At 47.9% G+C, this 15,488-nt stretch carries 17 protein-coding genes; 10 read left to right on the forward strand and 7 right to left on the reverse strand.

Annotated features, from left to right (window positions below; all coding sequences use genetic code 11):
• Positions 1–19 precede the first annotated feature (19 nt).
• The 3 genes from ACKU40_RS19065 to ACKU40_RS19075 all read left to right on the forward strand — a co-directional run bounded on the left by ACKU40_RS19065 (position 20) and on the right by ACKU40_RS19075 (position 3,381).
• Positions 20–598, forward strand: a complete 579-nt coding sequence (locus ACKU40_RS19065; RefSeq protein ID WP_320174360.1) for a hypothetical protein — start codon at positions 20–22, stop codon at positions 596–598.
• 27 nt (positions 599–625) lie between these two features.
• Positions 626–1,111, forward strand: a complete 486-nt coding sequence (locus ACKU40_RS19070) for a hypothetical protein (RefSeq protein ID WP_320174361.1) — start codon at positions 626–628, stop codon at positions 1,109–1,111.
• Between the two features lie 119 nt (positions 1,112–1,230).
• Positions 1,231–3,381, forward strand: coding sequence for a Tex family protein (locus ACKU40_RS19075; RefSeq protein WP_320174362.1), 2,151 nt, complete (start codon positions 1,231–1,233; stop codon positions 3,379–3,381).
• Between the two features lie 47 nt (positions 3,382–3,428).
• On the opposite strand, the gene ACKU40_RS19080 is transcribed toward ACKU40_RS19075, so the two are convergent.
• The 4 genes from ACKU40_RS19080 to cbiQ form a co-directional block, all read right to left on the reverse strand.
• Positions 3,429–3,764 carry a restriction endonuclease gene (locus tag ACKU40_RS19080; RefSeq protein WP_320174363.1) on the reverse strand — a complete coding sequence of 112 codons (336 nt, stop codon included), beginning with the start codon at positions 3,762–3,764 and terminating at the stop codon, positions 3,429–3,431.
• A 186-nt stretch (positions 3,765–3,950) separates the two neighbouring features.
• Positions 3,951–4,349 carry a hypothetical protein gene (locus tag ACKU40_RS19085; RefSeq protein WP_320174364.1) on the reverse strand — a complete coding sequence of 133 codons (399 nt, stop codon included), beginning with the start codon at positions 4,347–4,349 and terminating at the stop codon, positions 3,951–3,953.
• A gap of 24 nt (positions 4,350–4,373) precedes the next feature.
• Positions 4,374–5,072 (reverse strand): ABC transporter ATP-binding protein, encoded by a 699-nt coding sequence (locus ACKU40_RS19090; RefSeq protein ID WP_320174365.1) that lies wholly within the window; start codon positions 5,070–5,072, stop codon positions 4,374–4,376.
• Positions 5,069–5,842, reverse strand: coding sequence for a cobalt ECF transporter T component CbiQ (cbiQ, locus tag ACKU40_RS19095; protein WP_320174366.1), 774 nt, complete (start codon positions 5,840–5,842; stop codon positions 5,069–5,071). Before cbiQ ends, ACKU40_RS19090 begins: the two co-directional genes overlap by 4 nt.
• Positions 5,843–5,981: 139 nt before the next feature.
• Between cbiQ and ACKU40_RS19100 the strand changes: the two genes are divergently transcribed.
• Both ACKU40_RS19100 and ACKU40_RS19105 read left to right on the forward strand, forming a co-directional pair.
• A complete protein-coding gene (locus ACKU40_RS19100; protein WP_320174367.1) occupies positions 5,982–6,662 on the forward strand; it encodes a methyltransferase domain-containing protein in 681 nt (226 codons plus the stop codon).
• A 71-nt stretch (positions 6,663–6,733) separates the two neighbouring features.
• Positions 6,734–7,258 carry a shikimate kinase gene (locus tag ACKU40_RS19105; RefSeq protein ID WP_320174368.1) on the forward strand — a complete coding sequence of 175 codons (525 nt, stop codon included), beginning with the start codon at positions 6,734–6,736 and terminating at the stop codon, positions 7,256–7,258.
• A gap of 44 nt (positions 7,259–7,302) precedes the next feature.
• Here ACKU40_RS19105 and ACKU40_RS19110 read toward each other — a convergent pair whose 3' ends face one another.
• Together ACKU40_RS19110 and ACKU40_RS19115 are read right to left on the reverse strand one after the other, a co-directional pair.
• Positions 7,303–8,079 carry an arginine deiminase family protein gene (locus ACKU40_RS19110; protein ID WP_320174369.1) on the reverse strand — a complete coding sequence of 259 codons (777 nt, stop codon included), beginning with the start codon at positions 8,077–8,079 and terminating at the stop codon, positions 7,303–7,305.
• A 13-nt stretch (positions 8,080–8,092) separates the two neighbouring features.
• Positions 8,093–8,551 carry a hypothetical protein gene (locus ACKU40_RS19115; protein WP_320174370.1) on the reverse strand — a complete coding sequence of 153 codons (459 nt, stop codon included), beginning with the start codon at positions 8,549–8,551 and terminating at the stop codon, positions 8,093–8,095.
• A gap of 185 nt (positions 8,552–8,736) precedes the next feature.
• On the opposite strand from ACKU40_RS19115, the gene ACKU40_RS19120 reads away from it, so the two are divergent.
• The 5 genes from ACKU40_RS19120 to ACKU40_RS19140 all read left to right on the forward strand — a co-directional run bounded on the left by ACKU40_RS19120 (position 8,737) and on the right by ACKU40_RS19140 (position 14,484).
• Complete coding sequence (locus tag ACKU40_RS19120) at positions 8,737–9,501, forward strand: glycosyltransferase family 2 protein (RefSeq protein WP_320174371.1); 765 nt, start codon at positions 8,737–8,739, stop codon at positions 9,499–9,501.
• Positions 9,502–9,503: 2 nt separating this feature from the next.
• Positions 9,504–11,219 (forward strand): tetratricopeptide repeat protein, encoded by a 1,716-nt coding sequence (locus ACKU40_RS19125; RefSeq protein ID WP_320174372.1) that lies wholly within the window; start codon positions 9,504–9,506, stop codon positions 11,217–11,219.
• 128 nt (positions 11,220–11,347) lie between these two features.
• Complete coding sequence (locus ACKU40_RS19130; RefSeq protein ID WP_320174373.1) at positions 11,348–12,634, forward strand: DUF401 family protein; 1,287 nt, start codon at positions 11,348–11,350, stop codon at positions 12,632–12,634.
• A 48-nt stretch (positions 12,635–12,682) separates the two neighbouring features.
• Positions 12,683–13,192, forward strand: coding sequence for a peptidylprolyl isomerase (locus tag ACKU40_RS19135; protein ID WP_320174374.1), 510 nt, complete (start codon positions 12,683–12,685; stop codon positions 13,190–13,192).
• A gap of 185 nt (positions 13,193–13,377) precedes the next feature.
• A complete protein-coding gene (locus ACKU40_RS19140; protein WP_320174375.1) occupies positions 13,378–14,484 on the forward strand; it encodes an HD domain-containing phosphohydrolase in 1,107 nt (368 codons plus the stop codon).
• Between the two features lie 18 nt (positions 14,485–14,502).
• On the opposite strand, the gene ACKU40_RS19145 is transcribed toward ACKU40_RS19140, so the two are convergent.
• The gene (locus ACKU40_RS19145; protein WP_320174376.1) at positions 14,503–15,417 is read right to left on the reverse strand and encodes a 4Fe-4S binding protein; all 915 of its coding nucleotides are present in this window, start codon (positions 15,415–15,417) and stop codon (positions 14,503–14,505) included.
• Positions 15,418–15,488 lie beyond the last annotated feature (71 nt).

The raw sequence follows: 15,488 nt of genomic DNA on the forward strand, positions 1-15,488 counted from the left end.
CAAAAAGTATGAGGTTGCCATGAGGAAAATATTGTTGATTCTGGTGATCTGCCTTGCCTGCGCTTCGTGCGCCAAAGTCGAGAATTACAGCACTCCTTTTGATACCGGAGGGAAGGTTTACAAGCTGGCTTTGCTTCCTTGGCAGACAACCACTATGGATTTTGATCTGAAATACCGCTGGCGCATGATCCAGTCTTTGCGCAGCGCCTGTAAACAGGCCGGAGCCTTTGAATTGAAATGGTCGGCTTATCCCGTCAATGGCGGTGCTGTTGAGTTTCTGGAAAATATAAATAAATCCAGCTTGTGGGAACGGCGCAAGTATGGGAATCAATATCCGATTGTACCGGAAGTGCAGGCTGTTCTTTCCGGTCTGGATGCCGACTTGGCACTTCTTTATGATGTTTCGGCTGATAATGCTTTGGGGATTCGTGATGAAATGAGTGATTACCGTGCTGACTATGTCCGTTTGTTTTTGGTTGATGTAAAGACCGGAAAAGTCGTGGTTGAGTTCGATCGTACAGATTTTACGAACGGCGGGGCCGACTATACGATTAAGCAGGTCGCCTTGCGTGCCTTTAATAAATGGCTTACCCAATAGAACGCTTGATTTAAAAGGAGTTTTGTCGTGAGTAAAATAAATTTTCAGAATTTACTTGTTGCATTTTGCCTTACTCTTCTGACCGTTTCATCCGCCTTTGCCGGAGAAATGAACATCAAGGGCTGGGAAAAGGGAGGCGAATATGATTCCCTTTATGACAATACAGACCGTGATGTGATTAAAGGAACACTCCTGAAGATTGAGGAAATTGAACCCTTAAGCGGAATGGCCGCAGGTGTCGGCCTTTTGGTTCAAGACAAGGAAGACGGCGATGAAGTGTTAGTTCATCTCGGTCCCAAGGATTTTGTTGAGCCGCGTATCAAGGATTTGCGTCCCGGAGCACGGGTGAAAGTTTATGGTGTGCTGGTCGAAATTAACGGCGAGTATGAATATATGTGCGCAAAGTTCAAGGCCGGAGAAGATCGTAAATACAAGTTTCGCCTGACCAAGGACGGTACTCCCTTCTGGTCGCTTTCTACCGAAGAACTTAAGAAAGAAGAATCAACTGAGTAAAATATTTGTTTCCGACATCCGGGGAAGGAAAATCTTTCTTCCCCGGACACTTTTTTCCAAAACCTTTTATTATGCTTCGTATGTAGCGAACTAAAGCGACCTTCGAAGTCCCTACCTTTATGAATTCCAAAAATATTTCTCGTATTTCGTCTGAACTGAGTATTCCTGAAAAAAATGTAAAAGCTGTTGTGTCCCTGCTTGATGAGGGGGGCACCATTCCTTTTATTTCCCGTTACCGTAAGGAAGCAACAGGAAGCCTTGATGAAGTGGCGGTTGCTGCTGTCAGTGATTTGTTTGAAAAGCTTAAGGAGCTGGATAAGCGTCGCGAGACTGTGATCAAATCTATTGATGAACAGGGTAAGCTGGATGACGGTCTGCGCAAGAAAATTGAAGCAGCCGAAACCATGCGTCAGCTTGAGGATTTGTACCTTCCTTACAAACCCAAGCGTAAAACCAAGGGGCAGGTCGCGATCCAGAAAGGTCTTGAACCGCTTGCCTATAAGATTTTTGCCCAGAAATGCGATCCTGTTCAGGAAGCGCAAGCTTATGTTTCAGCCGCCAAGGGTGTGGAGTCTGTGGACGATGCTCTTGCCGGGGTGCGTGATATCATTGCCGAGAAAATTGCCGAGAACACGGTCAGCCGTGAGGCGGTTCGGTCTTTGTTTGAGCGGAAGTCATTGATTGAATCCAAGTCCACTAAGGCTGCACAGGCTGATGAAAACAAGGACAAGGCTTCCAAGTTCAGGGACTGGTTTGATTGGCGCGAGCCTGCAAAAAAGGCTGCTGGTCACCGCATTCTGGCCTTGTTACGTGGTGAGCGTGATAAGTTCCTGAAGGTGTCCATCCGTCCGGAAGAGGCTGAAGGTCTGGATATTCTGCACCGCAAGTTGGTCCGTTCCAACTCGGCAGCTTCCAGACAGGTCGAGCTGGCAGCAACCGATTCCTACAAGCGTTTGCTGGCCCCGCAGATGGAAACTGAGCTGCGCGGAGTGTTGCTTGAAAAAGCTGAGGCTGAGGCCATAAATATTTTTGCCGCTAACCTGCGTGAAATTCTGCTGGCGCCTCCCTTGGGCGGTAAGCGGGTGCTGGCCCTTGACCCGGGTTTCCGTACCGGGGCCAAGCTGGTCTGCCTTGATGCGCAGGGAACCTTGCTCCATAACGAAACCATTTATCCGGTCACCTCCGAAGGCAAGAAGAAAGAGGCGGCGCGGATAGTTCATTCTCTGGTCGATAAATATGACATCGAAGCCGTCGCAATCGGTAACGGCACAGCCGGACGTGAGACTGAGCAGTTTGTGAAAGAGCTGGGCTTGGATAGCTCAATTCAGGTGATTATGGTCAATGAATCAGGGGCCTCGGTTTATTCGGCTTCTGAGATCGCCCGTGAGGAATTTCCTGACTATGACATTACTGTGCGCGGGGCGGTTTCCATCGGACGCAGGCTCATGGATCCGTTGGCAGAGCTGGTCAAAATCGATCCAAAATCCATCGGTGTGGGCCAGTATCAGCATGATGTGGATCAGAAAGGTTTGGCGGAAAGTCTCGGCAGGGTTGTTGAATCCTGCGTGAATATGGTTGGTGTGGAGCTTAACACTGCCAGTGCGCGGTTGTTGCAATCCGTTTCCGGTCTTGGCCCGGTGCTGGCGGCAAATGTGATTAAATTTCGTGAAGAAAACGGTCCCTTCGGTTCCCGCAAGGAATTGCTCAAGGTTCCCCGTCTCGGACCCAAGGCTTTTGAACAGTGTGCTGGTTTCTTACGCATTCGCGGAGCCAAGAATCCGCTGGACGGCACTGCGGTGCACCCGGAGCGCTACAAAGCTGTAGACGGAATTGCCAAGGACCTCGGCGCTGATGTTGCCGACTTGATCAAGTCTGCAGAGTTACGTGGCAAGATTGATCTGGAAAAGTATGTTTCGGATGATCTCGGTTTACCGACACTTAAGGATATTATGAAGGAGCTGGAAAAGCCGGGACGCGATCCGCGCAAGCAGTTTGAAGCAGTGAAATTTGATGATTCCGTTAAGGAAGTTTCAGACCTGCGCGAAGGTATGATCCTTAACGGTATTGTGACCAATGTAACTGCTTTCGGGGCTTTCGTGGATATCGGGGTTCATCAGGACGGATTGGTTCATATCAGCCGTATGGCTGACGATTTTGTGCGTGATCCGGCAACAGTTGTCCATCCGGGACAGGCCTTGAAGGTCAAGGTGCTCGATGTAGATATTCAGCGCAAAAGAATATCACTGAGTATGCGTCAATCTGATATGTAGAAAAAATAAACCGGGAGTCAGTTGAACTGACTCCCGGTTTTTAAATTTTAAAGTCCGGGAAGCATGAGATGGCTTTTCTCAATTCTCCGTTTTTTGCGTTTCTGCATGGTTTTGGGATGGACACCAAAGCGGAAACGGCGAATTACGCATTCTTTTTCTTTGCAATCACGGATGGCCTGACGGTCACCGACTGTACAGGCAAGGCAGTGCCTGCGGATAGCCCGGATGCAGGTTCGCTGTGACTCTTCGGTCTTGGGCCCGCGCAATTCATAAAGAGAGCAGTCGTTGTCCTCACATTCCCTGACAAGCTGCGGGCTTCCGCCCATGCACCACAGGCAGTAGGCCCTGATGGACTGATGAGGATTTCTTTTCCGTTCGCTCAATTTGTTCTCCATTAATCGCGGCATTATTTTGTAGGGCAGGGCTCTGCCCGTGGCCGCGAAAGCCCATCTTTACGTAAATCAGTGGGAAAAATAAAGAGCGGATCGACTTTGAGTGAAAAATATTTGTAAGGGTCTGAATAGATATACAAAAAAGGCGCATTCTCTTATTGAATGCGCCTTTTCTGATTATTCTGTTTCTGCAGTTTCAAAAGAGATGGTTACTTCCTGTTTTCCCCAGTCCTTTGCCGCTTGGTTGTCGAGGCCCATGTAAATATCAATTTTATTGGTCCAGCGTTTGTTCATTTTGTCTTTAACCACGTATTCACCGGCAAGGCCTTCGATTTTAACCTTTGTGTTATGGGTAAGCCCTTTTTTGATTAAGTCCCGTGAAACAGCGATGGCTTTCATGCCCGGTTTGAGCTTATCACCCCATGCCCCGATAAAAGGAGTGGAGGATGTCTGGTCTACATGCGAGGTGTAGGCAGTTGAAGCCACTTTCATAGTTACAGTTTTATCTTCTCCGAGACAGCCGGAAACCAGAAAGACGGCTGCTATAATAAGTGTCAGGTTGCGAAATTTATTCATGATGACTCCTGTTTGTTTTTCCGCTTAAAGCTCGCACTTTCCGTAGTCGTGATTGTCTTTGAAATTTGAAGCTTCACGCAGGATTCTACCTTTGTTGCATGAATATTCCACTTCAGTGATTCTTACCAGAAAATCGAGATCGTGGGAAACCACAAGCATGGCGATATCAAGTGAATTCAAGATGTCGATCAGTCTTTCGCGCATGGACGGATCAAGGTCGTTGGTGGGCTCGTCCAGCACCAGAGCCTGTGGTTTCATTGCCAGCACAGTGGCAAGGGAAACCAGTTTTTTTTCACCACCGGAAAGGCGGTAGGATACCCGGTCTTCGTAGCCGGACAGTCCCAGTGTGCAGAGGGTGTACTCGGCAATTCTCCGTGCTTCATCAGGTGATTTTCCCAGATTGAGCGGTCCGAAGGCCACGTCTTCCAGCACGGTCGGGCAGAATAACTGGTCATCGGCCTGTTGGAAAAGCAGGCCAACGCCTTTGCGTAATTCACGGAAATCTTTCTCGGATTTCATTTCACGGCCCAGATAGCGTACCTGACCTGACTGAGGTTTGAGCAGGCCCATTATGATATGCAACAGGGTGGTTTTGCCTGACCCGTTATGTCCGGTCAGTCCTATTTTTTGTCCTCGGTTCAGTTGGAAATCAACGTTGGTGAGGACATCATTCCCGGAATAGGAAAAATTAATATTATGCAGGGAAAATATGGAAGAACTCACAGCAAGACCTCGATTTTATTAAACTCAAGAAAAATGAAAATAGCGACACAGCCTAGGGTTGCCAGCAGCAGGGCAATGTCCCGTTTGCCTGTGCGGTATGTAGTGAGGGTATGGAATGTCCCGTCAAAGCCCCGGCAAAGCATGGCCTGCCAGACCCTCTGAGCGCGGTCCATACTCCGTACCAGCAGCATGCCCATAAGCCACGCATATGTGCGGTAGGTCCTCATATCAGTCCGGGGACTGAATGCGCGCATGGCTGCGGCCCTGTGCATGCGGTTGTATTCCATGCTCATCACATGCACGTAGCGCCAGCTGAACAGGAGCAGGCGGCAGAGCTTGTCCGGAAGTTTCATGGATTGCATGCCTGCCCCAAGGGTTTGAACTTCCATGGTGGAGATCAGGGCAGTCATGGCGAGGATAACCCCGTTTGATTTCAGGGTGATGATTGCAGTGTAGAGAATTCCTTCAAGGGTTGCAGTAAAAGGACCTATGCTGAAAAGAGGTTCTCCGGCGCTGGAGAAGGGGAGGAATATCCAGAGGAAAAGAATAAAGAAGTTTACGATAAGCAGTCGTTTGAGCAGTTTTGATAGTGATAAACGGGCTGCAATGGAGAATATGATGCCAGCTGCCAATACACTTGCTGCTGCGTCAAGATTTGTAACCAGTGCCCCTGCAAGTGAAAAAAGGAAAGCGCAGGCCAGCCGGAATCCGGGATGCATGGAATGGATGATTGAGTTGCCGTAGGCAAAGGGCTCAGTTAACTGCTGCAAAATAAACTCCTTATTTCGGCTTATTGGAGTACCATGCATCAATACTCCATGCAATCTGAAACAAATCTTGAGTTAAGGACATTATGAAGCTATATGCAATCGTATATTTTTAATATTAACAATACGCTGGAAGATCCGCATGAGCAGAAACGCTGAATTGAAAAAGATTGTTGCAGAGGTTGGCGAAGAGCTTATCTGGCGTCCGCTTTATGATTTGGAAAACAAGCCCCTTGCAGGGGGGATAGGTAATGAAATCGATGGCATTGATCCTGAATTTAAGGAACTTGATTTCACTGGTAAAACTGTCTGTGATCTTGGCTGCAACATAGGACATTTTTCTTTTCATGCCCGTAAGCAAGGTGCGCGTGAGGTTGTAGGTTACGATCTGGAATCCAGAGTCGTTGCAGGGGCTAAGAAATTAGCCGGGCTTTACTGTGTTGATAATGTTGATTTTTGCATCTGTAATTTTGCGAAAAAAGAGCCGGACAGGACCTTTGATATGGGCATGCTTATCGATATCATCGGTAAAGCCGGGATAAGAAACGGTTGGTTGGATTCAATGCTGCGTGGGCTTGAAAAAAGGTCCGAATCTGAAATGCTGCTTACTTTTCGTCCAGTTTATATAGTAGATAGGCATTTGAATCTGACTCTCGAAGAGTTTTTGGAAATATATCCAAAGGCAAAGGTTGAAGATGATGTGTTTAACCTGCTTGATTACGTGATTGGATTCTATTCTGAGAATTGGGAAATGACCTATATTTCCAAAGAGCATCCAGAAAAGAGGTATTATAAAAATACCGTCCATTTTAAGCGCAGGTAAACTTGCTCCTTGCGCTTAAGTGATTAGATTTTTTCTGTTCTGTTTTATCTTGAGAAATATAAGGAATCGAAATGGCAAAAGAATATATTGAAATGACTGACATTGAGTATGTTGTTGACGAACAGGAAAAGAGAAGCGTTTACGTGCCGGGAATGGCAAAGGATATGCTTATAGGCGGTCGTGATTCCGGTAATGTTTTTATTTTTTGTCTGAATGATGAACTGCGTAAATCGATTGCCGCCAAGGTTGCTGAGAAGCTTGGCCGGAAATACCTTGTGGTCAGCCGTAGCGACGGTAACCCGGTTCTGGAAAAGGTTGCTAGGGACGATAATCAGATTGTCAGTCTGCCGCGCGGGGCAGCCAAGTCCGAGAAAGTTCGTCAGATGCTCAAGGATAACGGCAAGGTTATTTTTATTATGTGCGATTTTATGAGTCTGCTGAATGCATCAGATGGCTCCGAAGACGCTCGCGAACAGATTTCGCTTATGCTCAACCGCTTTGAACCAAGCTTCATGGAAGCCGCGCACCACATAGTGCGTTCTGATCAGAGTGAAGAAGAAATATTGCAGGATGTTTTGAATAAGATAGCTATCTAATAAAAGGGGCGTGTTGATTACAATCATTACGCCCTTTTCTTATTCTACCATCTTAAAGATAAACAAGTCAGCCCGCCGTCCATTTTGCGGAACTCTGACATATCTATAAAATCAGCTTTAAATCCGTTTTTATCCAGCAGCTCTGCTGTTTTTGGAAATCCTTGCGGAGCAAGCAGCTTCTGTCCCAGGTAAAGGCAGTTGGAGCAGTACTCCTCTCCTTCGGGAACGATAATTTTTTTGAAACCGGCGAATTCTTCGCGCCCGGCAAAACGGGCGCTCATGATCAGGGTTTCTTCATCAAGAGCGGAAAGTTCGGTCTTGAGATGGGGCATGCCGTTGTCAAAAGGTACGGGAACAGTCTTGTATCCGAATCTGGCTGCGGCCTTGGCAAATTGTTCGCATCCTTTTGCATTGGTGCGGCTGTCGATGCCCACGTAGAATGTTTTGCCCATGAGCAGCACATCGCCGCCTTCCATTAGTCCGTCACCCTGCATGCGGATGATAGCGTCTGTCTGGTCTGCAATTGCTGCGTCAATTTCATCCACTTCGCCGCGTCTTGATTCCGCTCCGGGGCAGGTCAGGAATGCTGCGGTTTCATTGCCATGAGGGATCATGACTGCAGTATCTTCCACAAAGACGGAATCAGGAAATTCTTCAACCGCAGGCAGTACGGTCACACTTATTCCGGCCTGTTCAAAATATTTAATATAATTATTGTGCTGAATACGGGTCAGTTCCATGTCCGGGCAGCCGAGGCCCGCTTCGGTAATTCCCTCCCCGAGGCTTTCCGCCGGGGTCCTGACGATTGCTTTGCTGAACATTTTTCAGCCTCCTTTACTGGATTATCGCGTCTTTCTTTTTCTGCTCTTCGGCAATGAGTGTCAGCTTGGAACGTATGTAGGCACTGGCTATATTTCCGGCGTCGTCATCCTGAGTGGGAGCAAAGGCTGCGATATCTTCAGCAACCTGTTTTTCCATCCGTTCGGATTCCATGAACATGATGTAGACCAACACCAGAGCGGAATCGTTGTCCGGGGTACCGCTGCAAAGTTCTTCAATCTGATTGCGGGGCACGGTTTCCAGCAGACGCTCGACAAACATGTTGGCCCATTTATCGTAAAGATCGGTAATGGGCGGGATCATGGATTTGATGTTGCGGACCGCGCCTTCATCAATGTTGGGCATGGTCATGGCAATGAATTCACCTAGGGCATCCTGACGGGCTTCTTCATCGGCAGTGCATTTATCCATGATGATTTTGTAGATATATTTTTTGATTTCCGCTTCCTGCATTGTTTGTCTCCTGCTGCAAAGTTCATTAAAAACTGATGCCTGGTTACTAAAAAGAGGAAGCGCAGGCAACAGCATAACTTGATTAGGGTCGGGCTTTGGTGGTAAGCCAAAATCCAATCAGGAATAGAAGTGCTTAAAGCACATGTAAATATTTATGGCAGTCAATCTCAGGAGATAATTTAAAAATGGTTAATGGTAAAAAAGTTGTTATGGTTATGCCCGCTTATAATGCGGCCTCTACCTTGAAAAAGACTCTGGACGAACTGCCTGCAGATGTGGTTGACGAAATACTGCTGGTTGATGATTGCAGTCGTGACGATACCGTTTCGCAGGCTGAAAGCCTCGGTATCAAGACCGTGGTTCATACCTGTAATACCGGTTACGGTGGAAACCAGAAAACCTGTTACCGCACAGCTCTTGAAATGGGTGCCGATGTGGTGGTCATGGTCCATCCGGACTACCAGTACACCCCGCTGATTATTTCAGCCATGGTTTCGCCTATAGCCAACGGGGTTTTTGACTGCATGCTCGGATCAAGGATTCTGGGGACCGGGGCGCGTAAAGGCGGCATGCCCCTCTATAAATATATTTCCAACCGGGCTTTGACGTTTTTCCAGAACCTGCTGGTGGGCTATCACCTTTCGGAATACCATACCGGTTACCGGGCTTTTTCCCGCGAATTGCTGGAAAACATTCCCTTTGAAGATAACAGCGACGATTTTGTTTTTGATAACCAGATGCTCTGCCAGATTATTTATTCCGGCTATGACATCGGGGAAGTGACCTGTCCGACCCGTTACATGGATGATTCCTCTTCGATCAGCTTTGCCCGTTCAGTTAAATACGGTCTGGGCGTACTGCGCTGTTCCTGTGAAACCCTGGGTTACAGGCTGGGCTGGGTGAAAAGTGATTTTTTGAAAAATGTTCCTAAAAAAGGACAGGCGAATTAATTATGAGCGGTGCGAAAGTTGGAAATGAAATGAAGAAAGCCCTGATTGCTGCGGCGATCCTTTCCTCGCTGGTGCTTATTGTTTATGGGCAATGCGGCGGTTTTGAGCTGGTTACCTATGACGATGCCAGCTATGTGACCAACAATCAGCGGGTTATGCAGGGAGTTTCAGCCGAGAATATCGGTTGGGCTTTCAGTACCTTTCAGCTTGCCAACTATCATCCACTGACCGTGGTTTCGCACATGCTCGACACTTCCCTGTTTGGTGATTCCGCAGGGGCGCGTCATCTGGTTAACGTCTTTTTGCATCTGTGCAATGTGTTGCTGCTTTTTTTCTTTTTACTCAAGGCAACGCGTGGATTTGATAAAGATGGACTGGTTCCTTCATTTTTTGTGGCCGCTCTTTTCGCCGTACATCCGGTCCATGTGGAATCTGTGGCTTGGGTTGCAGAGCGCAAGGATGTGCTTTCTACTTTTTTCTGGCTCAGCGCTATGCACAGCTGGCTGGGGTGGGGCAAAGACAAAAACATGGGTGCCTATGGGCTGACTTTTTTCTTTACCGGACTGGGTATTCTGGCCAAGCCTATGGTGGTGACCCTGCCTGCAGCTCTTGTCCTGCTGGATATCTGGCCCCTGAATCGGGTGGATTTTGCAAAGAATCCGCTGGCGCAGCTAGCTAGGCTGATTGTTGAGAAACTGCCTCTCTTCGGGCTTTCAATTCTTTCTTCTGTTTTGACTGTTATGGCTCAGCAGGGCGGTGGAGCCATGCAAACCGTGGAATCTTTCCCTTTGAGCCTGCGTATTTCAAACGCGCTTGTTTCATATGTGGCCTATCTGGGTGAACTTGTGGCTCCGGTTAATCTGGCGGTTTTTTATCCTTACCCGCATGATATTCCTGTCTGGAAAACTGCGCTGGCAGCTTTATTAATTCTTGCAGTGTCGGCAGTTGCGCTCCGTTTTATCAAAAAATTTCCTCTTGGTGCAGTGAGCTGGTTCTGGTATCTGGGCACCCTCGTTCCGGTGATCGGGCTGGTACAGGTCGGCGACCAGTCCATGGCTGATCGCTACGCATACATTCCCTTTATTGGGATTTACATGTTCATTGCTTTCGGCGTGGCGCGGCTGGTGCGTGAAGGGCGTATTCCCGGAAAGCCGGTTATTGCAGTGGGTTCAGCTGTGGTTGTGGTGCTGCTGGCAGGGGCCTTCACTCAGGCTGGACACTGGAAGGACAGTAAAGCCCTCTACACCCGTGCTTTGGCGGTGACCGAGAATAACCACCACATGCATTACAATTTAGGTAACCTGTTGGAGCGGGAAAAGAATTATACCGAGGCAGCAAAACACTTTAAAGACGCGTTCGAGGCTGACCCATCCCATTACAAGGCCATGACCAGCCTTGCTTCCATTATGAGCAGGAAAGGTGATCCCTATACTGCTCTGGAGCTTTATCAGCGTGCTTTGCAGATTAACCCGGATTACGCCACGGCTCTCGGAAACCGTGGAATTGTTTACATGAAACAGGGCAAGTTTGAATCTGCAATGGCCGATATCCGTAAGGCTCAGCAACTGGAACCGCAGCAGCCCAACCATATGATCAATATGGGGCTTCTTTATTACATGCGCGGCAATAATGCTGCTGCTAAAGAATGGTTGCGAAGGGCTCTGCAGATTGATCCCGGCAACAATCTTGCCCGTCAGAATCTGGCGTTGATTCCCTGATTGAGTAATCAGGCTTTTTGACGTATTTCCATTTTAGGAAGAATAATATCTTCCCCCACCTGTGTCCTGCGCTGATGTCTTTTCTAGCGTATTGCGGGCCGCTAATTCTCTTTTTTTCGGGGTGATCCATGGATTTTTTGCAAAATCTTCTTCCTTTGTTTAAAATTATATTTGTTTTTATGTGCATGCTGGCCGGAATCAGGTTCAGGCTTGGTGTCGGTCCGTCCATTCTGGCCGGGGGCGGGGTTCTGGCCCTGCTTACATCCATGAAGTTCGGTGAGGTCATAAGGGTCAGTGGCGAAGCTCTGGCGGACGATAAAACAATCTTTCTGGCTTTGATTGTAGCCCTGATCATGATTCTGTCCGGTTTGCTGGAGAAAACAGGGCAGGCGGGCCGGATTATGAATTCCCTGACCGGATACCTGAAGAGCCCCCGTTTGAGGCTTGTGTTTTTTCCGGCACTTATCGGTCTCCTGCCCATGCCCGGAGGAGCTATCTTTTCGGCACCCATGATTCAGGAAGCTGCCAATGGTCTTGATGTATCCGGCCGGGATAAGGTGGTCATCAACTATTGGTTCCGTCATGTCTGGGAACTCACATGGCCTCTTTATCCGGGGATGATTCTGGCTGCTTCACTGTGCGGCATGGGTATTTTCGAATATATCGGCTACACATTCCCCGGAGCCTTTGCCTGTATCGGGCTGGGGTGTTTCTTTTATCTGCGTCCCTCTGTCCTGCCCATGAAAAATAACGGCAATGAAGCGGATGTCTCTGCCAACGGACGGGATTCCAGGATTGTGCTTAAAGAAGGGTTGCCGCTTATCGTTGCTATTGGCGGTGCTTTCATTTTTGAGACGCTGCTGAATCTTGTTTTACCGGGCATTCCTTTTGAAATCGGAATTATTCTGGCTTTGCTGGCGGCTGTTTCCTGTTCATTGTTTGCCAATCCCGGGTCTATGCCCATTATCCGTGGTCTGCTGTTTGAGAAGCGGTTTCTGAACATGATCTTTATGATTGTCTGCGTGTTCGTGTTCAAGGATATTCTTGGAGCCTGCGGGGTTGTAGATGAATTGGCCCGTCTCGCCGGAGGGGAGGCCGCACTTATTGCCGCAGCTGTGTTTGTCCCGTTTCTGGTCGGCTTTATTGCCGGGATTACTTTGGCTTTTGTGGGGGCTGCTATGCCGTTGGTGGTCGGTCTGGTACATGCTTCCGGATTGCAGGACCAGTTGCCGGCTTGGGCGGTGTTGTGCATGTTTTCAGGTTTTTCCGGGATTATGGCTTCTCCATTACACATTTGTTTCCTTTTGACCTGCGAATATTTCAAGGTGGACATGGTTGATGCATGGAAAAAGGTTGTCATTCCAAGTTTGATGCTTATGTTGCTCGGAGTAGCGTACTTTTACGTTTTATTGTAGATGAAAAATCCCCTTAGCGGGTAAGATAAAAAATTGGAGGAACTAAATATGTCCAATCCCTTGGTACTGATGGAAACACCTGAAGGTGAAGTCCTGATTGAACTTTTCGCGAAAGAAGCCCCTAAAACCGTAGAGAACTTCCTGCGTTATGTAGACGAAGGCTTTTACGAAGGAACTCTCTTTCACAGGGTTATCAATAACTTTATGATTCAGGGCGGCGGTTTCGACTTCTCCATGAAGCAGAAAGACACCCACGAGCCTGTAGAGAACGAAGCTGACAACGGCCTTAAAAACGAACTCGGCACTCTCGCCATGGCCCGCACCATGGATCCTCATTCCGCAACCGCACAGTTCTTCATCAACGTGAAGGATAACGGTTTCCTCGACCACACTGCAAAGAACCCGCAGGGCTGGGGTTATTGCGTATTCGGTAAGGTAATTGACGGCATGGAAGCTGTTGAGAAAATCAAGAAAGTAAAGACCGGTTCCTACGGTCCCATGGATGATGTTCCGGTTGATCCCATCAGCATCATTTCTATGAAGCGTTTTGAAGATTAATTGCTCAAAATGTAGATGAATGATAGTAAAAACACCGGAAAGTAGCTGCTTTTCGGTGTTTTTTTTGTATTTGATCAGTGTGTGGTGCTCATAGAATAACAGTTTTAAATGTATTGTTTTTTTGCTATGTCTTAAATTAATGGTGGAATTTGTAATTGCAGAGTAAAAATGAGCAGGGGTAAGCATTGGATAATTCAGAATTAACTATCCTCGTTATTGATGATGAAGATTTTGTAAGGGAAACAATCAGTGACTACCTGAGTGATTCCGGTTTCAACATTATCGATGCCGGAGACGGTGAGCAAGGATTGGAAGTTTTCAGGCTTGAAAAACCTGATGCTGTTCTGGTTGACCTGAATATGCCTAAGGTTGACGGTTTTGAGGTTCTTGAAAAAGTTTCAGCGGAAAGTCCGGATACCCCGATTATAGTGGTTTCCGGGGCCGGGTTGATTCAGGATGCTATCAAAGCTGTACGATTGGGAGCTTGGGATTTTGTCACTAAACCCATCGTGGACCTGAATATTCTGGAGCATGCTCTGGGGCAGGGTCTTGAACGGGCTACCCTGATCAAGGAAAACCGTCGTTACAAGGAACATCTTGAAGCTGAGGTGGAAAAAAGGACTGAAGATCTGCGCAATGAGATTAAGGTCCGCCGTGAGGCTCAGGATGCGTTGATGGCGATTCAGGACGAGGTCATTGAAACTCAGAAAGAAGTCATCCTGACCCTTGGCGAAGTCGTGGAGAACCGTTCCAATGAGACCGCCAACCATGTGCGCAGGGTTGCCGAGCTTTCTTATATTCTTGCCCGCCGTTACGGTTTGAGCGAGGAAGAGGCTGATCTGCTGCGTCTTGCCTCACCAATGCACGATGTAGGCAAGATCGGCATTCCCGATACCGTGCTCAATAAACCCGGACGGCTTACTCCCGAAGAATTCGAACTGATTAAGACCCACACCACCATCGGCCATGAAATTTTAAAGCATTCCGAACGCCCCATCTTCAAAGCTGCAGCGATTGTGGCTTTTGAGCATCATGAGTGGTGGAACGGCGAAGGGTATCCCCGCAAGCTTGCCGGAGAGGATATTCATGTTTACGGAAGAATTACCGGTATTGTGGATGTTTTCGATGCCTTGGGCAGTGAACGTGTCTACAAGAAAGCCTGGCCCATCGAAAAGATCAAAGATTATTTTGAAGAGGGCAAGGGCAAACAATTTGATCCGCACCTGACTGATCTGTTCTTTGAGAATCTGGACGATATTTTGGAGCTCAGACGTTCTTTCCCTGACGGTTAGTTCAGGCTGAATTCTACATTAAAGCTTATCGACCAGCAAAGGTTCGGGGTGTTTCTTATTGCGTACCAGACGCAGGGCATCCTTACGGCATTTGTTGGTGCACACACCACAGCCCATGCATTTTTTGGGGTCTATGCGCATACGCTTGTTTCGCAGGTGCATGGCTCCGAAGGGGCAGTATTCCATACATTGACCGCAGCCGATGCACTTTTGCGGGTCCACCACGGAAATATAACCGGAAGGGGCCAGCATTGGGATTCCGTTGCGCATGGCTTCCATGGCTCCGCAGCAGCAGGAGCAGCAGTTGCAGATAGCGTAAAATCTGCCCAGCATAACATCCTTGAAAAAAACATGGTGCACATGTCCCCGTGCATTTTCCGCTTCCAGAATGCGTTCAGCTTCGTCCTCGGTGATTCTGCGTGATTTTTCCGGATGGTTTTTGGCTACAAAGGAAGCAAAAGGTTCACCAACAATCATACACACATCAAGCGGGTAACACGGGTTTTCCCGCGATGCCCGGCAGGGGCATTCAAAAAGCACTATATGATCAGGGTGCTGCAATATAATATCGCGGGCTTTTTCATACGGAAGAACCCGTTCAGGCAAGGTGGTGCGTACTTCTTTTTTTATTTTGATGAGCTTTACGGCTTCCGCAGTGGTGATAACTTTGCCGTGATAACTTTGCGCAAAATCGTCCTTTAGTTTTTGACGTTTTTCCTTATCGTTGGGAGATGCGACCAGACTGGTAAAAAAATCCGCGATAGGGGCCAGATTGTTCTCGCCCAATGCGGCTCCGATATATGCTTTGGGCCAGCGAATGTACATGTATCCGTGAAGAACATCCTTCATGGTCAGGTTCCGGTCTTCAAGTGCCTGCTTAAGGAACTCACCGGTTTCAGTGTCAGGTATGAACTTGTTCAGGATTCGTTTCATGGTTCTCCCTCTTATAGACATAATTATCAGAGCCGCAAAAAATAGTACAGTTTTTCCAGAAGCAACTTCAC

Source organism: Maridesulfovibrio sp. (assembly GCF_963666665.1).
GTDB lineage: Bacteria > Desulfobacterota > Desulfovibrionia > Desulfovibrionales > Desulfovibrionaceae > Maridesulfovibrio.